Here is a 24,964-nt window from a genome sequence, read left to right as displayed (position 1 = left end):
CGTTTGCCGAAGCAGCGTCAGATCAGAGACCGTAGCTCATCAGACGCTCGTAACGGCGGGCCAGCAGCGCGTCGTTGTCGAACTTCTTCAGCATCGCCAGTTGCGAGCTCAGCTCGGCACGGATCAAGGCAGCAGCCGCAGCCGGATCACGGTGCGCGCCACCCAGAGGTTCGCTGATCACTTTATCAACGATACCCAGGCCTTTCAGGCGCTCGGCAGTAATGCCCATGGCTTCAGCGGCATCCGGTGCTTTCTCGGCCGTCTTCCACAGAATCGAAGCGCAACCTTCTGGCGAGATCACCGCATAGGTCGAGTACTGCAGCATGTTCAGCTGGTCGCAAACGCCGATCGCCAGTGCACCGCCGGAACCACCCTCACCGATCACGGTGGCGATGATTGGGGTTTTCAGGCGCGCCATGACACGCAGGTTCCAGGCAATCGCTTCGCTCTGGTTGCGCTCTTCAGCGTCGATGCCAGGGTATGCACCTGGGGTGTCGATGAAGGTCAGGATCGGCATTTTGAAACGCTCGGCCATCTCCATCAGACGGCAGGCCTTGCGGTAGCCCTCAGGACGCGGCATACCGAAGTTGCGGCGAACCTTCTCGCGCACTTCACGGCCTTTCTGGTGACCGATGATCATCACCGGCTGGTCGTCCAGGCGGGCTACACCACCGACAATCGCAGCGTCGTCGGAGAAGTGACGGTCACCGTGCAATTCATCGAACTCGGTGAAGATGTGTTCGATGTAGTCCAGGGTGTACGGACGACGTGGGTGACGCGCCAGACGCGCGATCTGCCAGCTGGTCAACTTGCCGAAGATGTCTTCGGTGAGCGTGCTGCTCTTGTCTTGCAGGCGGGAGATTTCATCGCCGATATTCAGCGAATTGTCATTACCGACCAAGCGCAACTCTTCGATCTTGGCTTGCAGGTCGGCGATCGGCTGTTCGAAATCAAGAAAATTCGGGTTCATAGGCGTCCGTCTTGGGTCGACGTCCAAGAGAGCTTGGGCCGGCCGGTTGTCTATTCGCGCCCTACCTTAAGGGACAGGCGCGTTCAGGTCGAGATTAAAAATTGGGTCAAGGTCAAGGCCAAGCTTTCAAAGGTAAAGAATGGCACCTGACCGTCAACGGTATTGGAGGAAGACGTTGTCTCGCCCGAACTGGTCACGCAGGGCTTGAATCAAGGCATCCGCCGGATCGATTCGCCAGGTCTCGCCGAACTGCAACAAGGCCTTGGCATCGGGACTGGTGTACTCCATGGTAATCGGACACGCGCCGCGATGACGCTTGAACAACTCGCCCAGCCAGCGTAGCTGATCGCCTTTGAGGTCTTGGGTCTGGACCTTCAAACGCAGGCTTTCGGCCAGGTTGGTACGCGCATCTTCCATGCTCATCACCCGCTTGACCCGCAAACGCAGGCCACCGGAGAAGTCGTCATTGCTGACTTCGCCTTCGACCACCACCATCGCGTCGGTCTGCAACAGCGACTGCGCAGAATGGAACGCCTCGGCAAACAGCGACGCTTCGATCCGGCCCGAACGGTCGTCGAGAGTGATGAAACCCATCTTGTCGCCCTTTTTGTTCTTCATCACCCGCAAGGCGATGATCATGCCCGCGACCGTTTGTGTATCACGCGCCGGTTTCAAATCGATGATGCGTTGACGGGCAAAGCGGCGAATTTCACCTTCGTATTCGTCAATCGGGTGACCGGTCAGGTACAGCCCCAGGGTGTCTTTCTCCCCTTTCAGGCGCTCCTTGAGCGTCAGCTCCTTGGCCTTGCGGTGATTGGCGTAGACGTCGGCGTCTGCTTCGACAAACAGGCCGCCAAACAGGTCCGCGTGCCCACTGTCGTGGGTCCGTGCAGTCTGCTCGGCCGCCTTGATCGCTTCTTCCATAGCCGTCAGCAAGACAGCGCGATTGCGGTCGATGTTGGCCTGATAGGCTTTAGGCTCATCGTGGAAGTACGGACCGAGTCGATCCAGCGCACCACTGCGGATCAATCCGTCGAGGGTCCGCTTGTTGATACGCTTGAGGTCGACCCGGGCGCAAAAATCAAACAGATCCTTGAACGGCCCTTCCAGGCGCGCCTCGGTAATTGCTTCAACCGGCCCCTCGCCAACCCCCTTGATCGCCCCCAGACCGTAAATGATCCGACCTTCGTCGTTCACCGTGAACTTGAACTCCGAGGTGTTCACGTCCGGCGCGTCGAGACGCAGCTTCATGGTCCGCACTTCTTCGATCAAGGTCACGACCTTGTCGGTGTTGTGCATATCCGCCGAGAGTACCGCGGCCATGAACGGTGCCGGGTAGTGGGCTTTCAGCCAGGCGGTCTGGTACGACACCAGGCCGTAGGCGGCGGAGTGAGATTTGTTGAAGCCGTAACCGGCGAATTTTTCCACCAGGTCGAAGATGTTACCGGCAAGGTCGGCATCGATATTATTGGTTGCGCACCCTTCAATGAAACCGCCGCGCTGCTTGGCCATTTCTTCGGGTTTTTTCTTACCCATGGCCCGACGCAGCATGTCCGCACCACCGAGGGTGTAACCGGCCATGACCTGAGCGATCTGCATCACCTGTTCCTGATACAGGATGATGCCGTAGGTGGGTGCCAATACCGGCTTGAGGCCTTCGTATTGGTAATCCGAGTGCGGGTACGCCAGCTCGGCACGACCGTGCTTACGGTTGATGAAGTCATCCACCATGCCCGATTGCAGCGGGCCCGGACGGAACAACGCCACGAGTGCGATCAAGTCTTCCAGGCAGTCGGGCTTGAGCTTTTTGATCAGCTCTTTCATGCCGCGCGACTCGAGCTGGAACACCGCGGTGGTTTCAGCTTTTTGCAGCAGCGTGTAGGTCGGTTTGTCGTCCAGCGGGATAAACGCGATATCCAGCGGCGGCTCATTGACCTTGGCGCGGTCGCGGTTGATGGTTTTCAGCGCCCAATCGATGATGGTCAGGGTTCGCAGACCCAGGAAGTCGAACTTCACCAGACCGGCAGCCTCGACGTCGTCCTTGTCGAACTGGGTTACCAGGCCGCCACCTTCTTCGTCGCAATAGATCGGCGAGAAGTCGGTCAGCTTGGTCGGCGCGATCACCACACCACCGGCGTGCTTACCGACGTTACGTACAACACCCTCAAGCTTGCGCGCCATCTCCCAGATTTCCGCGGCCTCTTCATCGACCTTGATGAAGTCGCGGAGGATTTCTTCCTGCTCGTAGGCTTTTTCCAGGGTCATGCCGACTTCGAAGGGGATCATCTTCGACAGACGATCCGCCAAACCGTAGGACTTGCCCTGCACCCGCGCCACGTCTCGGACCACAGCCTTGGCGGCCATGGAACCAAACGTGATGATCTGGCTTACCGCGTTGCGGCCATATTTCTCGGCCACGTAGTCGATCACCCGGTCACGACCGTCCATGCAGAAGTCGACGTCGAAGTCGGGCATGGAAACCCGTTCCGGGTTAAGGAAACGTTCGAACAGCAGGTCATATTCCAGCGGGTCGAGGTCGGTGATCTTCTGCACATAGGCCACCAGCGACCCGGCACCCGACCCACGGCCAGGACCTACCGGTACGCCGTTGTTCTTGGCCCACTGGATAAAGTCCATAACGATCAGGAAGTAACCGGGGAAGCCCATCTGGATGATGATATCCAGCTCGAAATTCAACCGGTCGACATAGACCTGGCGCTTGGCCTCGTAATCTTCGGTCGTGTCCTTGGGCAGCAGAACGCTCAAACGCTCTTCCAGGCCGTCGAAGGAGACTTTGCGGAAATACTCGTCGATGGTCATGCCATCGGGAATCGGGAAGTTGGGCAGGAAGTGTTTGCCGAGCTTCACATCGATATTGCAGCGCTTGGCGATCTCGACGGTGTTTTCCAGCGCTTCGGGCAAGTCGCTGAACAACTCGGCCATTTCCTCGGCGCTTTTCAGGTACTGCTGATCGCTGTAGTTCTTCGAACGGCGCGGATCGTCGAGCGCTCGCCCTTCACCGATGCATACGCGGGTTTCGTGAGCGGCGAAGTCTTCCTGCTTGATGAAGCGCACATCGTTGGTCGCCACCAGCGGCGCGCCGATCTTGTCGGCCAGGGCCACAGCGGCGTGCAACTGTTCTTCGTCGTTGGGACGATTGGTGCGCTGGATTTCCAGATAGAAACGATCCGGGAATACTGCCATCCACTCACGTGCCAGCGTCTCGGCTTCATCAGGATTGCCGCCGAGCAAGGCGATACCGATCTCGCCCTCCTTCGCCGCCGACAACATGATCAAGCCTTCATTGGCCTCGGCCACCCACTCGCGCTCGATGATGATCTGACCATTGCGCTGACCGTCGATAAAGCCACGCGAGATCAACTCGGTTAGGTTGCGGTAGCCAACGGCGTTCATCGCCAGGAAGCTGATCCGGCTCAGCGGATTGTCAGGGTCCTTGTTCGACAGCCACAGGTCGGCGCCACAGATCGGCTTGATCCCGGCGCCCATGGCGTTTTTATAGAACTTGACCAGGGAACACATGTTGTTCTGGTCGGTGACCGCCACGGCAGGCATGTTCATGCCGACCAGGGTCTTGACCAGCGGTTTGATCCGCACCAGACCGTCGACCAGGGAGTATTCAGTGTGCAGGCGTAGGTGAACGAATGAAGCCGGCATAGTGATCCTGTCTGAAAACGTGAAGACAACAAGGCCCGGATTGTACCGGGCCTTGGCAAAAACATCAGCCTTGAGACTAGCTCTCGATCAAACCCTCGCGGGTCTCATAAGCAAGGCGCACCGGAGCGAACGAACGCCGGTGAATCGGCGTCGGCCCCAGTCGGGCCAAGGCCTCCAGATGGACGGGCGTCGGGTAGCCTTTGTGGCCGCCGATGCCGTAACCCGGATAAATCAATTCGAATGCCGCCATTTCGCGATCACGGCTGACTTTCGCCAGAATCGATGCCGCTGCGATGGCCGGGACCTTGCTATCGCCTTTGACCACGGCTTCAGCCGGCATAGCCAGTTTCGGACAGCGGTTGCCGTCGATCATCGCCAGTTTCGGCGTGATGTGCAGGCCTTCGACAGCCCGCTGCATGGCCAGCATGGTGGCGTGCAGAATATTCAGTTCGTCGATCTCTTCGACTTCGGCACGTGCAATGCACCAGCTCAGGGCTTTCTCGCGGATTTCGTCGTAGAGCTTTTCACGGCGTGCTTCGGTGAGCTTCTTCGAGTCATTGAGCCCGAGGATCGGCCGGCTCGGATCGAGGATCACCGCCGCCGTCACCACTGCGCCGCAGAGCGGGCCGCGACCGACCTCATCGACACCGGCGACCAGGTCTTCGGCATCTGCAACGAGGGTAAAATCCAGGCCCATTTGCATCTTTACGTTACTCATTGAGATTTGCCGATCAGATTGAGGACGGCATCTGCGGCCTGATTCGAGGCGTCGCGACGCAGGGTCCGGTGAATCTGGTCAAAACCGGTGGTTTGCTCTTCACCGCCATCGATCAACGGCGACAGCGTCAGCGCCAATGCCTCCGGGGTCGCATCGTCTTGCAGCAATTCGGGCACCAGCAGACGCTGAGCCAGCAAATTCGGCAAGGAGATGTAAGGGCTTTTCACCATGCGCTTGAGAATCCAGAACGTCAGCGGCGCCAGGCGGTAAGCCACGACCATCGGCCGCTTGTACAACAAGGCTTCCAGCGTCGCGGTTCCCGAAGCAATCAGCACCGCATCGCAAGCGGCCAGCGCCTGATGGGAGCGGCCATCGAGCAAGGTCACCGGCAAATCGCGGCCAGCCAACAGCTCTTCGAGCTGCACGCGGCGTTCAGGGCTGGCGCACGGCATGACGAACCGCACGCCGGGCCGCATGGCCCGCAAACGCTCGGCAGTGTCGAGGAACAAGGAACCCAGGCGCCCAACCTCCCCGCCCCGACTGCCTGGCATCAGCGCAACCAACGGGGCGTCTTCTGGCAATCCCAATTCGGCGCGCGCAGCCGAGCGATCAGCCTCAAGGGGGATTGCATCGGCCAGGGAGTGACCGACAAACCTCACCGGCACGCCTTTCTCTTCGTAGAATTTGGCTTCAAACGGGAACAGCGTGAGCATCAGATCGCAGCCTTCGCGAATCTTCAGCACACGCTTTTGACGCCACGCCCAAACCGATGGACTGACGTAATGCACAGTCTTGATTCCAGCCTGACGCAGCTTGAGTTCGATGTTAAGGGTGAAATCCGGTGCGTCGATGCCGATGAAAACATCCGGCTTTTCGGCGATGAGGGTCGCGATCAGTTTTTTGCGGCGGGCCAGCAGCTCGCGCAATCGACCGAGCACCTCGACCAGGCCCATGACCGCCAGCCGCTCCATCGGGAAGTAAGAGGTCAGGCCTTCAGCCTGCATCAGCGGTCCGCCGACACCGATGAACTCAACCGCAGGATGCTGTGCCTTGAGCGCGCGCATCAGACCCGCACCCAGAATATCGCCGGAGGCTTCGCCCGCCACCAGCGCAATACGCAGATTGGCCATGATTAACGGGTGATGCCGCGAGTCGAGGACTGGATGGAGTCACGGAACACCGCGACTTCCGGGAACTCTTCCGACGGCTCGAGCAACTCGGCAAGCGCTTGTTCGACCGTCAAACCCTGGCGATAAACCACTTTGTAGGCTCGGCGTAATGCGTGGATCGCATCTTCGCTGAAACCACGGCGACGCATGCCTTCGAAGTTCATGCTACGAGCTTCGGCGGGGTTGCCGAACACCGTGACATAGGCTGGAACATCCTTGCCAATGGCTGTGCCCATACCGGAAAAGCTGTGGGCGCCAATATGGCAATACTGATGCACCAGGGTAAAACCCGACAGGATCGCCCAGTCATCGACGTGCACATGCCCGGCCAGCGCGGTGTTGTTGACCAGGATGCAGTTATTGCCGATAACGCTGTCATGGCCAATGTGGGCATAGGCCATGATCAGGTTGTGGTCGCCCAGGGTCGTTTCGGAACGATCCTGAACAGTGCCACGGTGAATGGTCACGCCTTCACGGATGACATTGTGGTCACCGATCACCAGACGGGTTTCTTCACCCTTGTACTTCAAATCGGGCGTGTCCTCACCTACCGAGGAAAACTGGTAAATGCGGTTGTGCTTACCGATACGTGTCGGCCCTTTGAGAATCACGTGCGGGCCGATCACTGTTCCCTCGCCGATTTCCACACCAGCGCCGACGATCGACCACGGGCCGACCTCGACGTCGTCGGCCAGAATGGCCGTCGGATCGATGATTGCGCGAGGGTCAATCAAACTCATAGTTTGCGTTCCGCACAGATGATTTCAGCAGAGCAGACTGGCTTGCCATCGACCGAAGCCTGGCATTCGAACTTCCAGATCTGACGCTTGCAACTGATGAACTTCGCTTCAAGAATCAACTGATCACCCGGCAGAACCGGCTGGCGGAAACGCAGCTTGTCGGAGCCGACAAAGTAGTAAAGCGTGCCATCGGCCGGCTTTACGTCGAGCATTTTGAAACCAAGGATCCCGGCAGCCTGAGCCATCGCTTCAATGATCAGAACGCCCGGCATGATTGGATGCGCAGGGAAGTGACCGTTGAAGAATGGCTCGTTGATGCTGACATTCTTGTAGGCGCGAATGCGCTTGCCTTCAACATCCAGCTCCACTACCCGGTCCACCAACAGGAACGGGTAACGGTGAGGCAGGTATTCGCGAATCTCGTTGATGTCCATCATTTCGGGGGGAAGCCTATGTAAAGATTGGGAGCGCGCGACTGACGCACACTCCTCTAGCAAATCAAGGAGGCAGTCTAACGGCTGTGCACACTTGATATGGAAATGGTATCAGCCATCTGATGAAGCATTGCTGTCAGGGGTCACGTCCCCAACACGCTTTTCCAGCTGTCGCAAACGTCGCGCGATATCATCGAGCTGACGGATACGTGCCGCGCTTTTGCGCCACTCGGCAGCCGGTTGCATGGCCGTCCCGGACGAATAGGAACCCGGCTCGGTAATCGAGTGAGTCACCATGGTCATTCCGGTCAGGAATACGTTGTCGCAAATATCAATGTGTCCGACCAGCCCCACACCACCCGCCAGCATGCAGTGCTTGCCGATTTTGGTGCTGCCGGAAATCCCCACGCACGCCGCCATGGCGGTGTGATCACCGACTTGCACGTTGTGGGCGATCTGAATCTGATTATCGAGCTTCACGCCATTGCCGATGATGGTGTCGGCCAGTGCACCGCGGTCGATAGCGGTATTCACGCCAATCTCCACATCGTCACCGATCAATACCCCACCCACCTGGGCGATCTTCTGCCAGATGCCTTTTTCGTTGGCAAAACCAAAGCCTTCACCACCGAGCACGGCACCGGACTGAATCACCACGCGCTTGCCGATGCGTACGTCGTGGTACAGCGTCACGCGCGGGGCCAACCAGCCACCCTCACCGATCTCGCTGCGCGCACCAATGAAGCAGTGAGCACCGACCGTCACGCCTGCGGCGATTCGCGCAGCGCTTTCGATCACGGCAAAAGCGCCAATGCTCGCAGCCGGATCAACCACTGCGTCCGCTGCCACCACCGCTGTCGGATGGATACCGGCAGCAGCCTTGGGTTTGGGGTCGAACAGATGGGAAACCCGGGCATACGCCGCATACGGATCAGGCACAACCAGCGCATCACCTGCAAAACCTTCTGCGTCAGCGGCCTTCAGCAACACGGCTGCGGCCTGGCTGTCGGCCAGATATTTACGGTATTGGGGGTTTGCCAGAAAGCTCAACTGAGCTGGGCCAGCCTCCTGCAAGGTGGCTAGCCCAGTGATTTCTTTCTCCGCGGAGCCACGAAGAGTGGCGCCGAGGAACTCGGCCAATTGGCCGAGCTTTATAGTCGCTGTCATGGATTACTTCAGCTGATTCATGCGCTCGATAACCTGGCGAGTGATGTCGTACTGAGGCTTGACATCAATCACTGCGCCACGCTCGAAGACCAGGTCAAAAGCACCTTTCTTGATGACTTCTTCCACAGCGCTGTCCAGTTTCGGCTTGAGCTGCTTCAGCATTTCACGGTCAGCAACGGCTTTGGCTTCGTTCAGTTCCTTGGACTGGAACTGGAAGTCACGGGCCTTTTGCTTGAATTCAAGCTCAAGACGCTCACGCTCGCCCTGGGCCATTTTGTCACCGCCGCTTACCAGACGATCCTGAATACCTTTGGCACTGCTTTCCAGGGCCTTGAGCTTGGTCAGCTGCGGCCCGAACTTCTTCTCGGCATCCACGGCGTACTTCTTCGCCGCATCAGACTCCAGCAGAGCCATCTGATAGTTCAGTACCGCGATTTTCATTTCGGCAAATGCCGGGGTTGCTACCAGGACAGTTGCCAGGAGAACCAATTGAGTCAACTTACGCACGATGCACTCCTACAAAATCCATTGTCATTATCTTGGATCAGGCTATTAGAAAGTCTGACCGAGGGAGAATTGGAACACCTGAGTCTCCGCATTGCTGTCCGGCTTCTTGACCGGCATTGCCAAGGCAAAGCTCAACGGACCAAGGGCGGTAACCCATGTCACACCCACACCCACCGAACTGGCCATATTGCTGAAGCTGATGTCGTTGCACTGTGTATTGGAAAGGGTGCCATTGGTATTCCTGACCTGCTCGCACTTGGAGTCGAACACGTTACCGACGTCCCAGAACACAGAGGTACGCAGGGATCGCTGATCTTTGACGAAAGGCAGCGGGAACAGAATTTCTGCGCCACCTTGAATCAGGACGTTACCACCAAATGGCAGAGCTTTATCATCCGGGTCAGCGAGGGTGCCCTGGTTCCCGGTCACATCAACACCACGGCTCGGGGTACCACGAGGGCCAAGCGTACTGTCCTTGAAACCACGAACCGAGTTGAAACCACCTGCATAATAGTTCTCGTAGAACGGCAACCCGCTGGTAGAACCATAACCATCGCCATAACCCAGCTCGGTGTGCAGGCGCATGGTGTAATTTTCAGACAATGGCTGGAACAGCTGGCCACGGTAGTCGAGCTTGAAGAACGACAGATCGCTGCCCGGGGTAGTGGCTTCCAGTGTCAGGCTTTGCGAGTGACCACGGGTCGCCAGCACGCCTTTGTTCAGTGTCGACTCGGACCAACCGGCCGAAGCCTTGAAGTTCAGGTACTGGTCGCCTTGCGTGTTAACGAAGTTGAAAATTTCGTCAACGGTGTACTGACCAGTCTTGATCTTGTCTTGTTGTGCGGTCAGACCAAAGGTCAGACGCGAAGTTTCACTGATCGGATAACCGACGTTGATGCCCGCGCCCAAGCTGTCTACCGCGTAGCTGGCTACGTTGACATCAAGGTTTTTGTAGTCGGTGGTGCGATAGAAAGCGTTGTAACCCAGGCTCACGCCATCGGCTGTCCAGTACGGGTCGACATAACCGAAGTTATAACGGCTCTGGTATTGGCTACGGGTCAAGCCAATGCTGACCTTGTTACCGGTACCCAGGAAGTTGTTCTGGGTAATCGAACCACCCAGGATCAAACCGGCGCTCTGAGCAAAACCAACGCTGGCGGTGATCGAGCCGGAAGCTTGCTCTTCAACGGCGTAGTTCACGTCAACCTGGTCATCGACACCCGGTACAGCCGGAGTCTCGACGTTGACTTCCTTGAAGAAGCCCAGGCGTTCCAGACGGGTCTTGGACTGGTCGATCAGGTAGGTCGAAGCCCAGCCACCTTCCATCTGGCGCATTTCACGACGAAGCACTTCGTCTTCCGTCTTGGTGTTGCCGCGGAAGTTGATACGGTTTACGTAAGCACGCTTGCCCGGATCGACCACAAAGGTGATATCAACGGTGTGATCGTCGTCATGCGGAGTCGGTACGCCGTTGACGTTGGCGAAGGTGTAACCCTCGTTACCCAGGCGACGGGTGATCAACTCAGAAGTCGTAGTCATCAGCTTGCGCGAGAACACCTGACCTTTTTGCACCAGCAGCAGCGCCTTGATCTGGTCTTCAGGGACCTTCAGGTCACCGCTGAGCTTCACGTCACGAACGTTGTACTTCTGACCTTCGTTGATGTTGACGGTGATATAGACGTGTTTTTTGTCCGGGGTGATCGACACCTGGGTCGAAGCGATATCCATGTTGATATAGCCGCGGTCCAGGTAGTAGGAACGCAGGCGTTCCAGGTCACCGGAAAGTTTTTCACGAGCGTACTTGTCATCGTTCTTGAAGAACGACAGCCAGTTGGTGGTCTTGAGTTCGAACAGGTCGATCAGGTCTTCATCAGGGAAAACCGTGTTACCCACCACGTTGATGTGCTGGATAGCCGCGACAGTGCCTTCGTTGATATTGACCTTCAAGCCAACGCGGTTGCGCGGCTGAGGAACAACTTCAGTGTCAACGGTGGCCGAGTAGCGACCTTGAGCGACGTACTGGCGCTGCAGCTCGTTACGCACGCCTTCAAGCGTCGCACGCTGGAAGATCTCGCCTTCAGCCAGACCGGATTGTTTAAGGCCTTTCATCAGGTCGTCAGTGGAGATCGCCTTGTTGCCTTCGATCTCGATACTGGCGACCGACGGGCGTTCGACTACCGTGATGACCAGGACATTGCCATCGCGGCCCAGCTGGATATCTTGAAAGAAACCGGTTTTGAACAGCGCACGAGTGGATTCCACCAGGCGACGGTCATCCGCCTGTTCACCGACGTTCAACGGCAAGGCACCAAAGACGCTACCCGCGGATACCCGCTGGAGGCCATTGATGCGAATATCGGAGATAGTGAAGGACTCGGCGTGAACTTCGGCGATCATCAATACGGTGAAAACCGCAGTTAGCAGCAGACGTTTCATGAAGTCCTTTCTTATTCCAACTGGCAATAAACAAACTGCCGCAAAATGCGGCAGATTCGCAATTCAGCGAAGCGTTACAGTCGACCCAGATCGTTGACCAGAGCAAGCAACATCACCCCGATCACCAAACTGATACCGATCTGTATCCCCCAACTCTGCACCCGATCCGACAAGGGACGACCACGCGCCCACTCGATCAGATAAAACAACAAATGCCCCCCATCCAGTACAGGAATGGGCAACAAATTCAGAACGCCCAGGCTAATACTCAGATAAGCCAGGAAATTCAGGAAATCAGCGACACCCGACTGGGCAGAAGCGCCCGCCACTTTAGCAATGGTTATCGGTCCACTCAAGTTTTTTACCGAGAGCTCGCCGAACAACATTTTCTTTAGTGAATCAAGGGTCAGCACACTCATGGTCCAAGTGCGTCGAGCACCTTCACCAATCGCCGCCACAGGACCGAAGCTGACCTCGCGAATCATGGCTGGCGGCCAATCGACAGCCTTCACCCCGGCACCCAGATAACCACTGGCCACTTTCGCCTTGTCGCGAGTTGCCAAGGTAACCGGGACGTCGATTTGAGCACCGTCACGCTCGATATGCAGCACAATTTTGGTATCAGGATGCACACGCACCCAATCGACCACTTGCTGCCAATCAGTCAGCGCCAGGCCATCGAGCGCCAGCAGACGGTCACCGGTCTTCAGGCCAGCGGCCTGCGCCGGGCCTTTAGGGTCCAGCTCAGCCAACACCGGTGGCAACGCCGGACGCCAAGGGCGAATACCCAGCGAACGAATCGGGTCCGGCTCATCAGCCCCCTTGAGCCAATGATCCAGGACCAGCTCGCGCGGCGAATCGACGGTAGAGCCCTGTTCGCGCACCAGCAATTGCATCGAACCGCTTTCACCAAGACGCCGGACCAGCTGCAGATTCACCGCCGCCCAACCCGAAGTCGGTTCGCCATCGATGGCGACGATTTCCTGCCCCGGATTCAAACCGGCCTTGGCGGCCATGCTGCCGATTTCAACGGCACCGATGACGGGGCGCACCTGTTCAGTGCCGAGCATCGCCAGCACCCAGAAAAACACCAACGCCAACAAGAAGTTGGCGACAGGCCCGGCAGCAACGATGGCAATGCGCTGACGAACGGATTTGCGATTAAAGGCCTGATCAAGCTGATCGGACGGCACTTCGCCTTCACGCTCGTCAAGCATCTTCACGTAACCACCCAGAGGGATGGCGGCGATCACGAACTCGGTGCCGCGCCGGTCATGCCAGCGCAGCAATGGCAGGCCGAAGCCCACGGAGAAACGCAGAACCTTGACGCCACAGCGACGCGCGACCCAGAAATGGCCAAATTCATGGAAGGTGACCAGCACGCCCAAAGCCACCAGGGTGCCGACAATCATATAGAGCGCGCTCATCTACTTTCTCCGCAATCCTATTCAGTGCTGCCGCGGGCAAACCCGCCGCAACACCTATCGCCCGTGACGACTCAACCAACGCTCGGCCAGGACACGCGCTTTCGCGTCCGCAGTGAAAACCGCATCGAGATCATCGACCGAAACCACAGGTTCGAGATTTAACACCTCTTCGATGATACTCGCGATCTCCAGGTAACGGACACGTCCATCGAGAAAGGCTGCAACAGCCACCTCATTCGCGGCGTTCAGCATGGCCGGAGCACTGTTCCCGGCCTCGGCCGCCTGGCGCGCCAGACGCAAGCACGGGAAACGCTCTTCGTCGGGCGCCTGGAAGTCCAGACGCGCGATTGCAAACAGATCCAGCGGCGCAACCCCGGAGTCGATTCGCTCAGGCCATGCCAGCGCATTGGCGATCGGCGTCCGCATATCCGGATTGCCCAACTGCGCCAATACCGAACCATCGACGTAGTCGACCAGCGAATGAATCACGCTTTGCGGATGAATCACCACCTCAACCTGAGACGGCTTTGCATCAAACAGCCAACAGGCCTCGATCAGTTCCAGACCTTTGTTCATCATGCTGGCCGAATCGACCGAAATCTTGCGCCCCATCGACCAGTTGGGATGGGCACACGCCTGCTCTGGCGTAACATGCGCCAACTCAGCCATCGATGTCTGCCGGAACGGACCGCCAGAGGCTGTCAGCAGAATCCGACGAACGCCTACAGCGCCAAGCCCACGGGAAAAGTCTGCGGGCATGCACTGAAAGATCGCATTGTGCTCGCTGTCGATCGGCAGCAGCACCGACCCGCTCTTGTGCACGGCCTGCATGAACAGCGCGCCGGACATCACCAGCGCTTCCTTGTTGGCCAGCAGAATCTTCTTGCCCGCCTCGACCGCCGCCAGCGTCGGACGCAAACCCGCCGCACCGACAATCGCCGCCATCACCGCATCGACTTCAGCGTCGGAAGCGACCTGACACAGGCCCTCCTCCCCCACCAGCACCCGCGTTGAAAGGCCCGCAGCGCGCAGATCGTCTTGCAAACGCCGGGCAGCCAAGGGCTCCGGCACAACAGCAAAACGCGGCACATGGCGGATGCACAAGGCCAGTAGTTCACTCAGGCGAGAGAAACCGCTCAAGGCAAAGACTTGATAGCGCTCGGGATGACGCGCAATGACATCAAGGGTGCTCAAGCCAATGGAACCGGTCGCCCCCAGGACTGTGATCTGTTGTGGGCGGCTCACGATGCAGCCATCCACAGCAATACCGCAAACACCGGGATCGCCGCGGTGAGACTGTCGATACGATCCAGAATGCCGCCATGGCCCGGCAGCAGATTACTACTGTCCTTGATGCCCGACTGGCGCTTGAACATACTTTCGGTCAAATCGCCGACCACCGAGATAAACACGATAATCGCCGCGCCGATCAATCCTTTCAGCATCTCGCCAATCGTCCAGTCACGCACCAGACCAACGATGGCGGTGATCACCAGACTCAGCAGCAAGCCGCCGTACACGCCTTCCCAGCTCTTGCCAGGACTGACCTGCGGAGCAAGCTTGCGCTTGCCGAATGCCCGACCGGAAAAGTAAGCGCCAATGTCTGCACCCCAGACCAGCACCATCACTGCCATGATCAGCCAGTTACCCAGCGGCTCTTGCTTGATCAGGATCAAACCTTGCCAGGCCGGCAACAGGATCAGCAGGCCGATGACCAGCTTGCAGGCCGCACTGGCCCAATGCTCACTGGTCTTGGGATAGGTCAGCACCAGGAAGGTCGCCACCGCCCACCAGAGCACGGCAGCACCCAACACCCAAGGCGAAAGCCCCGGCAGCACGTGCATGACAAACAGCATCGCCGCGACTACCGCCGCATAAGCGACACGGATCGGTTGTGCAGTGAAACCTGCCAGACGCGCCCATTCCCAGGCACCAAGAGTCACGACCAGGCCGATAAACAGCGCAAAACCGGAGCCCTCGAGCAGAAAAAATCCGCACAGGGCGATCGGCAGCAGGATCAGCGCAGTGATGATTCGTTGTTTAAGCATTAAATCCGGGCTCCAGCCTCGACCTGCTCACTCGTTTTACCGAATCGACGCTGGCGAGAAGCGAAATCGGCCAATGCATTACGCATGGCTTCGTGTTTGAAGTCCGGCCAGAACAGGTCGGAGAAATACAGCTCGGAGTACGCCAATTGCCACAGCAGGAAATTGCTGATGCGATGCTCGCCACCGGTACGAATGCACAAGTCCGGCAACGGCAGATCACCGGTAGCCAGACAGGTCTGCAGCAACTCGGGAGTGATGTCGTCCGGACGCAAATGCCCGGCCTGAACCTCTCGCGCCAGACGCTGTGCAGCCTGGGCAATATCCCATTGGCCGCCATAGTTGGCCGCGATCTGCAGGACAAAACGATTGGCGCCGACTGTCATTGCCTCCGCCTCACGCATGGCTGCCTGAAGCTCGGGATGAAAACGCGAACGATCGCCGATAATACGCAACGTGATGTTGTTGTCGTTGAGACGCTTGGCCTCGCGACGCAACGCCTTGAAAAACAAATCCATCAAGGCGCTGACTTCATCGGCCGGACGCTGCCAGTTTTCACTGGAGAAGGCGAACAGGGTCAGTACTTCAACCCCGGCCTCAGCGCACACCTCGATGACCGCGCGCACAGCATCGACGCCAGCCTTGTGCCCGGCAACACCGGGCAAGAAACGTTTTTTTGCCCAGCGATTATTACCGTCCATGATGATCGCGACGTGGCGCGGCACCGAGGACAGCACTGGCTGCTTGGTCTTTTCCATGAAGGCGTCCTGACCCCTTATACGGCCATCAGGTCCTTTTCTTTGTCTTCAGTGAGCTTATTGATCTGAGCCTCGAAGTCCTTGATCAACTTGTCGATATCGGCACTTGCGCGACGCTCTTCGTCTTCGCTGATTTCCTTGTCCTTGACCAGCTTCTTCAGATCGCCCAGCGCATCACGGCGAATATTACGCACCGCGACACGAGCGTCTTCGGCTGCGCTGCGCGCTTGCTTGGTGAAGCCCTTGCGGGTCTCCTCGGTCAAGGCCGGCATGGATATCAGCAGCAACTCACCCAGGTTAGTCGGGTTGAGGTTCAGGCCAGCACTCTGGATCGCCTTGTCGACCGCTGCGAGCATGTTGCGCTCGAAAGCCACGACTTGCAGGGTCCGAGAGTCCTTCACGGTGACGTTGGCCACGCTGCTCAAAGGAGTATCCGAACCGTAGTAAGGCACCATCACACTGCCCAGGATACTTGGGTGCGCCTTGCCTGTACGAATCTGACCAAAAGCGTGCACCAGCGAGTCCAGGGACTTGGTCATGCGCTCTTGAGCGTCTTTCTTGATTTCGTTGATCATTGTTCGCCTTCCTCGATCAGGGTTCCTTCAGCGCCGCCATGCACGATGTTCAGCAGGGCGCCGGGCTTGTTCATGTTAAATACGCGCAGCGGCATTTTGTGGTCGCGGCACAGGCAAATTGCCGTCAGATCCATCACGCCCAGCTTGCGATCCAGTACTTCATCGTAGGTCAGATGATCGAACTTCTCGGCATGCGGGTCTTTGAATGGGTCAGCGGTGTACACGCCATCAACCTTGGTCGCTTTCAACACGACGTCGGCATCGATCTCGATCGCGCGCAAGCAGGCTGCCGAGTCCGTAGTGAAGAACGGATTGCCGGTACCGGCAGCAAAGATGACCACTTCCTTGGAGTTCAGGTGACGCATGGCTTTGCGGCGATCGTAGTGATCGGTCACACCTACCATGGAAATAGCCGACATCACGATAGCCGAGATATTCGCACGTTCCAGCGCGTCACGCATGGCCAGGGCGTTCATCACAGTGGCCAGCATGCCCATGTGGTCACCCGTTACCCGATCCATGCCGGCCGCACTCAGTGCCGCACCACGGAACAGATTACCACCACCAATCACCAGACCAACCTGAACGCCGATACCGACCAGTTGGCCGACTTCCAGCGCCATGCGATCCAGAACCTTGGGGTCGATTCCGAACTCTTCGGAGCCCATCAAGGCCTCGCCGCTAAGCTTGAGTAGAATGCGTTTATAGCGAGCCTGATAACCACTGCCCTGCTGAGCCATTGCGAATCTCTCCTGCGGCGTATTTTAAAAAATTCTTTGCGGGCTGTTTGCAGCCTGCGTTCACTCTAACGTGACGCTGTCACAGCGCCATCGGAACACGGCTTTGTAAGCCAGTTCCGACGGAAAACCAAATAAATTGGCTTCCCCATCTGAAAAGAGGCTGCGCGCGTGAGCGGGCAGCCTCTTCAGGGCGACAGTTAAAAAACCGTCTTACTGCTTGGCAGCAGCCAGTTGAGCAGCAACTTCTTCAGCGAAGTTGTCGACTGGCTTCTCGATGCCTTCGCCTACTTTGAAGTAAGTGAAAGAAACGATTTCAGCACCGGCTTTCTTAGCCAGTTCGCCAACCTTGATTTCAGGGTTCTTGACGAACGCCTGCTCAACCAGACTTGCTTCAGCCAAGAACTTGCTGATACGGCCTTTAACCATGTTTTCAACGATGTTTTCTGGCTTGCCGGCGATCTTGTCAGCGTTGAGGGTCAGGAACACGCCTTTCTCGCGCTCGATCGCTTCAGCGGAAACTTCCGACGGCAGCAGGAATTCAGGGTTGGTAGCCGCTACGTGCATAGCGATGTCTTTGGCCAGCTCAACGTTGCCGCCCTTCAGAACAACAGCTACACCGATCTTGTTGCCGTGCAGGTAACCACCGACAACATCACCTTCAACACGAGTCAGGCGACGGATGTTGACGTTTTCGCCAACCTTGCCGACCAATACCAGGCGAGCAGCTTCTTGAGCTTCGATCAGAGGCTCAACGGTAGTCAGCTTGTCGGCGAACGCTTTTTCAACGCTAGCAGCAACAAATACCTTGAAGTCGTCCTGCAGAGCCAGGAAGTCAGTCTGCGAGTTCACTTCCAGCAGGACTGCGGATTTACCGTCTTCCTTCAGAGCGATCGCGCCTTCAGCAGCAACGTTGCCTGCTTTTTTGGCTGCCTTGATGGCGCCCGAAGCACGCATGTCATCAATGGCTTTCTCGATGTCGCCGCCAGCCTTGGTCAAGGCTTTCTTGCAGTCCATCATGCCTTCGCCAGTACGCTCGCGCAGTTCTTTGACCAACGCTGCAGTAATCTCTGCCATTTCAAAATTCCTCTTGGATAGGTTATCAACCATTCCACCCGATCGAACGGGCGTTCAATTCTTCCCGAACCACCCTTGTTAGCTGCTGCACATTACAGATGCAGTAGCGGCATCCTGAAAACAGGCGCCAACAAATGGTTTTCGAGGTGGCAAAAAGGGGGCCAAGCCCCCTTTTTGCTTACTGAGTCAACGCCAAGGCGTCAATTACTCAGCTGCTGCTACCGGAGCTTCTTCAACGAACTGCTCGGTGCCGCCAGCAACGTGGTTGCGACCGCGGATTACAGCGTCAGCCATCGAACCCATGTACAGCTGGATAGCGCGGATTGCGTCATCGTTGCCTGGGATGATGTAGTCAACGCCTTCCGGGCTGCTGTTGGTATCGACTACGCCGATAACCGGGATGCCCAGCTTGTTGGCTTCGGTGATCGCGATGCGCTCGTGATCAACGTCGATAACGAACAGTGCGTCAGGCAGACCGCCCATGTCCTTGATACCACCCAGGGAACGATCCAGCTTTTCCAGGTCGCGAGTGCGCATCAGCGCCTCTTTCTTGGTCAGCTTGGCGAAAGTACCGTCTTCGGCTTGCACTTCAAGGTCACGCAGACGCTTGATGGAAGCACGGATGGTTTTGAAGTTGGTCAGCATGCCGCCCAACCAGCGGTGATCGACGTACGGCGAACCGCAGCGTGCTGCTTCTTCAGCAACGATCTTGCCAGCGGAACGCTTGGTGCCGACGAACAGAATCTTGTTTTTGCCCTGGGCCAGACGCTCTACGAAAGTCAGAGCTTCGTTGAACATTGGCAGGGTTTTTTCAAGGTTGATGATGTGGATCTTGTTACGCGCGCCGAAAATGTACTTACCCATTTTCGGGTTCCAGTAACGGGTCTGGTGACCGAAGTGCACACCGGCCTTCAGCATATCGCGCATGTTGACTTGGGACATGATAGTTCCTTAATAAGTCGGGTTTGGCCTCCACGTATCCCAATGACCAACCAGCAGCATCAGCTGAAGGCACCCAGGTCATCGTGTCGACACGTGTGTGGATTTAAGCTTTTCGGGGTATACCCGGAAAGCGGCGCATTTTATATCACAAGGAGGGCGAAAACGAAACCCGGAATCTTAAAACCTGATCAGTGCTTTTGTTCCGGCCCTTGGAATCCCCCCAGAATGCGCCATTCTATAGAGAGAAGCGATGCACAGAGGCACAGATTCGCCGTGATCGTCTGTTAGAATCGTGTTTTTCAGGGCTGCGAGCAGCATCACGCAGAGCCCATTCCGTATAGAAAGCGCCACTGAGCGTAGAGAGAACCTGTATGACCGTCACCCTCAAAACCCCAGAGGACATCGCAAAAATGCGGATCGCCGGCAAGCTTGCCGCCGATGTGCTGGAAATGATTGCCGAATACGTCAAGCCCGGTGTCACGACCGAAGAGCTGGACCGCATCTGCCACGACTACATCGTCAACGAGCAGAAAGCCATCCCTGCCCCGCTCAACTATAAAGGCTTTCCGAAGTCCATCTGCACCTCGATCAACCACGTGGTCTGCCACGGCATCCCGAACGAGAAGCCGCTGAAAGATGGCGACACGCTGAACATCGACGTCACCGTGATCAAAGATGGCTATCACGGCGACACCAGCCGCATGTTCCACGTCGGCAACGTGCCGGTGTGGGCCGAGCGCCTGTCACAAGTCACCCAGGAATGCATGTACAAGGCCATCGAACTGGTCAAGCCCGGCTGCCGCCTCGGAGATATCGGCGAAGTCATCCAGAAGCACGCTGAAAAGAACGGTTTCTCGGTGGTTCGCGAGTTCTGCGGCCACGGCATCGGCAAGGTGTTCCACGAAGAACCGCAAATCCTGCATTACGGCCGCGCCGGCACCGGCATGGAACTGAAAGCCGGCATGACCTTCACCATCGAGCCGATGATCAATCAGGGCCGTGCCGACACCAAGGTGCTCGGCGATGGCTGGACCGCGATCACCAAGGACCGCAAGCTGTCGGCCCAGTGGGAGCACACCCTGTTGGTGACCGAAACCGGTTACGAGATCTTCACCCTGCGCAGCGATGACACCATTCCTCGCGTTTCGGCCTGATCCGACAAGCTCCGCCCCCAGCCTATAGAAGGAATGCCAATCGATGCCGCAGGTGGATCCCGAACTCTTCGACCGCGGCCAGTTCCAGGCCGAACTGGCCCTGAAGGCAAGCCCGATCGCGGCCTTCAAGAAGGCCATCCGCCAGGCACGAGAGGTGCTCGACGCGCGATTTCGCAGCGGGCGGGATATTCGCCGGCTGATCGAGGATCGCGCCTGGTTCGTCGACAACGTCCTGCAACAGGCCTGGGAGCAGTTCAATTGGAGTGAAGACGCCGACATCGCGCTGGTCGCGGTCGGCGGCTACGGTCGCGGCGAACTGCACCCCTACTCCGATATCGATTTGCTGATTCTGCTGGATAACGCCGATCACGAAGTTTTCCGCGACTCCATCGAGCGTTTTCTGACGCTGCTATGGGACATCGGCCTGGAAGTTGGCCAGAGCGTACGCTCGGTGGACGAATGTGCCGAACAGGCCCGCGCCGACCTGACCATCATCACCAACCTGATGGAAAGCCGCACCATTGCCGGCCCCGAGCACTTGCGCCAGCGCATGCTCGATGTCACCAGCACTGAGCACATGTGGCCGGCCAAGGATTTTTTCCTGGCCAAACGTGCTGAACAGAAGGCACGTCACCACAAATACAACGACACCGAATACAACCTGGAACCCAACGTCAAAGGCTCGCCTGGCGGCCTACGGGATATTCAGACGATTCTGTGGGTGGCACGCCGCCAATACGGCACGCTCAACCTGCGTGCACTGGCAGGCGAAGGCTTCCTGGTCGAAAGCGAAAACGCCCTGCTGGCCTCGTCCCAGGAGTTTTTGTGGAAGGTTCGCTACGCCCTGCACATGCTCGCTGGCCGCGCCGAAGACCGCTTGCTGTTCGACCACCAGCGCTCGATCGCCGGGCTGCTGGGCTTTGAAGGCGATGACGCCAAGCACGCCATCGAAAACTTCATGCAGCAGTACTACCGGGTGGTGATGAGCATTGCCCAGCTCAGCGACCTGATCATCCAGCATTTCGAGGAAGTTATCCTCGCGCCGGAAGATGAAGCGCCGCCGCAACCGATCAACTCGCGCTTCCAGTTGCATGACGGCTACATCGAGGCGATCAACACCAACGTGTTCAGACGCACGCCGTTTGCCATGCTGGAAATTTTCGTGCTGATGGCCCAGCAGCCGGAAATCAAGGGCGTGCGGGCTGACACCATTCGTCTGCTGCGCGAACACCGGCACCTGATCGATGACGACTTCCGCAACGACATTCGCAATACCAGCCTGTTCATCGAACTGTTCAAGTGCAAGATCGGCATCCACCGCAACCTGCGACGGATGAACCGTTACGGCATTCTCGGGCGCTACCTGCCAGAGTTCGGTTTTATCGTCGGGCAGATGCAGCACGACCTGTTCCATATTTATACGGTCGACGCCCACACCCTGAACCTGATCAAACACCTGCGCAAATTGCAGTACACCCAGGTGTCCGAGAAATTCCCGCTGGCCAGCAAGCTCATGGGCAAGCTGCCCAAGCCAGAGCTGATCTACCTTGCCGGGCTGTACCACGACATCGGCAAGGGCCGGCATGGCGATCACTCGGATATCGGGGCGGTCGACGCCGAAGCGTTCTGCCAACGCCATCAACTGCCCGTGTGGGACAGCCGGCTGATTGTCTGGCTGGTGCAAAACCACCTGGTGATGTCGACCACCGCCCAGCGCAAAGACCTGTCCGACCCGCAAGTGATCCACGACTTCGCGCAAATCGTCGGCGACGAAACCCGACTCGATTACCTGTACGTGCTGACCGTTTCCGACATCAACGCCACCAACCCGACGCTGTGGAACTCCTGGCGCGCCAGTTTGCTGCGCCAGCTCTACACCGAAACCAAGCGGGCCTTGCGCCGCGGCCTGGAAAACCCGGTCGATCGCGAAGAGCAGATCCGCCAGACCCAAAGTGCCGCCCTGGATATTCTGGTACGCGGCGGCACCGACCCGGACGATGTCGAACAACTCTGGTCGCAACTGGGCGATGATTACTTCCTGCGTCACACCGCCGGCGACGTGGCCTGGCACACTGAGGCCATCCTCCAGCAGCCAGCCGACGGCGGGCCACTGGTACTGATCAAGGAAACCACCCAGCGCGAGTTCGAGGGTGGCACGCAGATCTTCATCTATGCACCGGACCAGCACGACTTCTTCGCCGTGACCGTGGCAGCGATGGACCAGCTCAACCTGAACATTCACGACGCCCGGGTGATCACCTCCACCAGCCAGTTCACCCTCGACACCTATATCGTGCTCGACACCGACGGCGACTCGATTGGCGACAACCCGGCGCGGGTCAAGCAGATCCGCGACGGCCTGACCGAAGCCCTGCGCAACCCGGACAACTACCCGACCATCATCCAGCGTCGGGTGCCGCGCCAGCTCAAGCATTTTGCGTTCGCACCGCAAGTGACGATCCACAACGATGCCCAGCGCCAGGTGACGGTGCTAGAACTCAGCGCCCCCGACCGTCCGGGTCTGTTGGCACGGATCGGAACAATCTTTCTCGAGTTCGACCTGTCGCTGCAGAATGCCAAGATCGCCACTCTCGGCGAGCGGGTCGAAGACGTGTTCTTCATCACCGACGCGAACAACCACCCGTTGTCCGACCCCCAGCTGTGCAGCCGTTTGCAGGATGCGATCGTCGAACAACTGAGCGTCAGCCCCGAACCGGATATCAAACTTTCACGCATCAGCTTCTGAATTAACAAATTTTCCCCTGTGGGAGCGAGCTTGCTCGCGATGGCGTCAGTCCATTCAGCATCGCCAGTGACTGACCTATCGCTATCGCGAGCAAGCTCGCTCCCACATTGAACGAGACCCTGCACCGATGAACAACGCTCTGAACCAGCTCCAGCCTTACCCGTTCGAGAAACTGCGCGCCCTGCTCGGTGCGGTGACGCCAAACCCCGACAAGCGCCCGATTGCGCTGTCCATCGGTGAGCCGAAACACCGTTCGCCAAGCTTTGTCGCTGAAGCGCTGGCAAGCAATCTGGATCAGATGGCCGTCTACCCGACAACCCTCGGCATTCCCGCACTGCGCGAAGCGATTGCCGGCTGGTGCGAACGTCGCTTCAACGTGCCAAGCGGCTGGATCGATCCGGCGCGCAACGTGCTGCCGGTCAACGGCACGCGCGAAGCGCTGTTCGCTTTCACCCAGACCGTGGTCAATCGCGGCGACGATGCACTGATCGTCAGCCCGAACCCGTTCTACCAGATCTATGAAGGCGCAGCGTTCCTCGCAGGCGCCAAGCCGCATTACCTGCCGTGCCTGGATGAAAACGGCTTCAACCCGGACTTCGATGCAGTATCGGACGATATCTGGAAGCGCTGCCAGATCCTGTTCCTGTGCTCGCCAGGCAACCCGACGGGCGCGCTGATCCCGGTCGAAACCCTGAAAAAACTGATCGCCCTGGCCGACGAACACGACTTCGTGATCGCTGCCGACGAGTGCTACAGCGAGCTCTACTTCAACGAACAGACCCCACCGCCAGGCCTGCTCAGCGCCTGCGTGGAACTGGGCCGCAAGGATTTCAAACGCTGCGTGGTGTTCCACAGCCTGTCCAAACGTTCCAACCTGCCGGGCCTGCGCTCGGGTTTTGTCGCCGGCGATGCCGACATTCTCAAGGGCTTCCTGCTGTATCGCACCTACCACGGCTGCGCGATGCCGGTTCAGACCCAACTCGCCAGCGTTGCCGCGTGGAATGACGAAGTGCATGTACGGGCCAACCGTGCGCTGTACCGCGAGAAATACGATGCGGTACTGGAAATCCTCAGCCCGGTGATGGACGTACAGCGCCCGGACGGCGGTTTCTACCTGTGGCCAAACGTTGAAGGCGATGATGCCGCGTTCTGCCGTGACCTGTTTGTCGAAGAACACGTGACGGTGGTGCCGGGCTCGTACCTGTCCCGTGAGGTTGACGGTTTCAATCCGGGTGCTGGCCGGGTGCGCCTGGCATTGGTCGCGCCTTTGGCGGAGTGCGTTGAAGCGGCAGAACGGATTCGCGACTTCATTCTGCGTCGTCGATAACAGCTCCTACGGCCGGCGGCATTACTTCACCTGCCCCAGGTTTGCCTCGCTCAAATCCAGCTCACCTAACACTTCCCTCAAAACGTCATCACCGATCTGGTGATGACGGCTTAAGCTGTACAGCTCCAGACGTTGCGCCCGCAGGGCTTTAAGCCGTAAACGACGCTCCAGCAAATCCATCTGAAACGCCAGCGCCTGGGCTTCGGCGGAATCGTTGAACACCTCCTTTTCTGCCAACTACCCGCCCGCAAAGGCCAGCTTGAACGGCATGAATCCAAGCAACAGGTCGACTACGCCGTCTGATCCCCTGTTAAAAATGTCCAATTGCCAGTACTCAGGCGGCGGGGTAGATTTGCTGAC

At 58.0% G+C, this 24,964-nt stretch carries 20 protein-coding genes and 1 pseudogene; 3 read left to right on the top strand and 18 right to left on the bottom strand.

Annotated features, from left to right (window positions below; translation table 11 throughout):
• Positions 1-22 precede the first annotated feature (22 nt).
• From AC1DIG_RS22940 to rpsB, 17 genes are all read right to left on the bottom strand, one after another.
• Positions 23-970 (bottom strand): acetyl-CoA carboxylase carboxyltransferase subunit alpha, encoded by a 948-nt coding sequence (locus AC1DIG_RS22940; protein ID WP_427534644.1) that lies wholly within the window; start codon positions 968-970, stop codon positions 23-25.
• A gap of 153 nt (positions 971-1,123) precedes the next feature.
• Positions 1,124-4,645: a DNA polymerase III subunit alpha gene (gene dnaE, locus AC1DIG_RS22935; protein ID WP_477769147.1), complete on the bottom strand. Its 3,522-nt coding sequence runs from the start codon at positions 4,643-4,645 to the stop codon at positions 1,124-1,126.
• Between the two features lie 76 nt (positions 4,646-4,721).
• Entirely contained in the window at positions 4,722-5,348 is a 627-nt protein-coding gene (rnhB, locus tag AC1DIG_RS22930; RefSeq protein WP_477769152.1) for a ribonuclease HII, read from the bottom strand.
• A gap of 11 nt (positions 5,349-5,359) precedes the next feature.
• Positions 5,360-6,493, bottom strand: coding sequence for a lipid-A-disaccharide synthase (gene lpxB / locus AC1DIG_RS22925; RefSeq protein WP_477769146.1), 1,134 nt, complete (start codon positions 6,491-6,493; stop codon positions 5,360-5,362).
• A gap of 2 nt (positions 6,494-6,495) precedes the next feature.
• Positions 6,496-7,272 (bottom strand): acyl-ACP--UDP-N-acetylglucosamine O-acyltransferase, encoded by a 777-nt coding sequence (gene lpxA, locus AC1DIG_RS22920; protein ID WP_477769145.1) that lies wholly within the window; start codon positions 7,270-7,272, stop codon positions 6,496-6,498.
• Positions 7,269-7,709 carry a 3-hydroxyacyl-ACP dehydratase FabZ gene (gene fabZ, locus AC1DIG_RS22915; RefSeq protein ID WP_007978374.1) on the bottom strand — a complete coding sequence of 147 codons (441 nt, stop codon included), beginning with the start codon at positions 7,707-7,709 and terminating at the stop codon, positions 7,269-7,271. Before fabZ ends, lpxA begins: the two co-directional genes overlap by 4 nt.
• Positions 7,710-7,817: 108 nt before the next feature.
• Positions 7,818-8,873 (bottom strand): UDP-3-O-(3-hydroxymyristoyl)glucosamine N-acyltransferase, encoded by a 1,056-nt coding sequence (gene lpxD, locus AC1DIG_RS22910; RefSeq protein ID WP_477769144.1) that lies wholly within the window; start codon positions 8,871-8,873, stop codon positions 7,818-7,820.
• A gap of 3 nt (positions 8,874-8,876) precedes the next feature.
• The gene (locus AC1DIG_RS22905; protein ID WP_427534602.1) at positions 8,877-9,380 is read right to left on the bottom strand and encodes an OmpH/Skp family outer membrane protein; all 504 of its coding nucleotides are present in this window, start codon (positions 9,378-9,380) and stop codon (positions 8,877-8,879) included.
• Positions 9,381-9,425: 45 nt separating this feature from the next.
• Positions 9,426-11,816, bottom strand: a complete 2,391-nt coding sequence (gene bamA, locus AC1DIG_RS22900) for an outer membrane protein assembly factor BamA (RefSeq protein WP_477769143.1) — start codon at positions 11,814-11,816, stop codon at positions 9,426-9,428.
• Positions 11,817-11,890: 74 nt separating this feature from the next.
• The gene (gene rseP / locus AC1DIG_RS22895; RefSeq protein WP_477769142.1) at positions 11,891-13,243 is read right to left on the bottom strand and encodes a sigma E protease regulator RseP; all 1,353 of its coding nucleotides are present in this window, start codon (positions 13,241-13,243) and stop codon (positions 11,891-11,893) included.
• 54 nt (positions 13,244-13,297) lie between these two features.
• Positions 13,298-14,488 (bottom strand): 1-deoxy-D-xylulose-5-phosphate reductoisomerase, encoded by a 1,191-nt coding sequence (gene ispC, locus AC1DIG_RS22890; protein ID WP_477769141.1) that lies wholly within the window; start codon positions 14,486-14,488, stop codon positions 13,298-13,300.
• Complete coding sequence (locus tag AC1DIG_RS22885; RefSeq protein WP_477769140.1) at positions 14,485-15,291, bottom strand: phosphatidate cytidylyltransferase; 807 nt, start codon at positions 15,289-15,291, stop codon at positions 14,485-14,487. Before AC1DIG_RS22885 ends, ispC begins: the two co-directional genes overlap by 4 nt.
• Complete coding sequence (gene uppS / locus AC1DIG_RS22880) at positions 15,291-16,046, bottom strand: polyprenyl diphosphate synthase (protein WP_477769139.1); 756 nt, start codon at positions 16,044-16,046, stop codon at positions 15,291-15,293. Before uppS ends, AC1DIG_RS22885 begins: the two co-directional genes overlap by 1 nt.
• Positions 16,047-16,063: 17 nt before the next feature.
• Entirely contained in the window at positions 16,064-16,621 is a 558-nt protein-coding gene (gene frr / locus AC1DIG_RS22875; protein WP_477769138.1) for a ribosome recycling factor, read from the bottom strand.
• Complete coding sequence (gene pyrH, locus AC1DIG_RS22870; RefSeq protein ID WP_011059526.1) at positions 16,618-17,361, bottom strand: UMP kinase; 744 nt, start codon at positions 17,359-17,361, stop codon at positions 16,618-16,620. The genes frr and pyrH overlap by 4 nt, the downstream gene beginning before the upstream one ends.
• Positions 17,362-17,571: 210 nt before the next feature.
• A complete protein-coding gene (tsf, locus tag AC1DIG_RS22865; protein WP_427534619.1) occupies positions 17,572-18,435 on the bottom strand; it encodes a translation elongation factor Ts in 864 nt (287 codons plus the stop codon).
• 204 nt (positions 18,436-18,639) lie between these two features.
• Complete coding sequence (rpsB, locus tag AC1DIG_RS22860) at positions 18,640-19,377, bottom strand: 30S ribosomal protein S2 (RefSeq protein ID WP_003219330.1); 738 nt, start codon at positions 19,375-19,377, stop codon at positions 18,640-18,642.
• A 371-nt stretch (positions 19,378-19,748) separates the two neighbouring features.
• Here rpsB and map point away from each other — a divergent pair, with 371 nt between their 5' ends.
• From map to dapC, 3 genes are all read left to right on the top strand, one after another.
• A complete protein-coding gene (gene map, locus AC1DIG_RS22855) occupies positions 19,749-20,531 on the top strand; it encodes a type I methionyl aminopeptidase (protein ID WP_019692084.1) in 783 nt (260 codons plus the stop codon).
• A 43-nt stretch (positions 20,532-20,574) separates the two neighbouring features.
• On the top strand, positions 20,575-23,277 hold the full coding sequence (locus AC1DIG_RS22850) for a [protein-PII] uridylyltransferase (RefSeq protein WP_477769137.1): 2,703 nt from the start codon (positions 20,575-20,577) through the stop codon (positions 23,275-23,277).
• A gap of 127 nt (positions 23,278-23,404) precedes the next feature.
• Positions 23,405-24,604, top strand: coding sequence for a succinyldiaminopimelate transaminase (dapC, locus tag AC1DIG_RS22845; RefSeq protein WP_477769136.1), 1,200 nt, complete (start codon positions 23,405-23,407; stop codon positions 24,602-24,604).
• Positions 24,605-24,625: 21 nt separating this feature from the next.
• Here dapC and AC1DIG_RS22840 read toward each other — a convergent pair.
• Positions 24,626-24,829: pseudogene (locus AC1DIG_RS22840) on the bottom strand (Na+/H+ antiporter); the annotation flags it as partial.
• Positions 24,830-24,964 lie beyond the last annotated feature (135 nt).

This window comes from Pseudomonas sp. 05N431 (assembly GCF_056397005.1).
The sequence above is the reverse complement of the archived record's forward strand: the minus strand, read 5'-3'. Positions and strand labels throughout refer to the sequence as shown.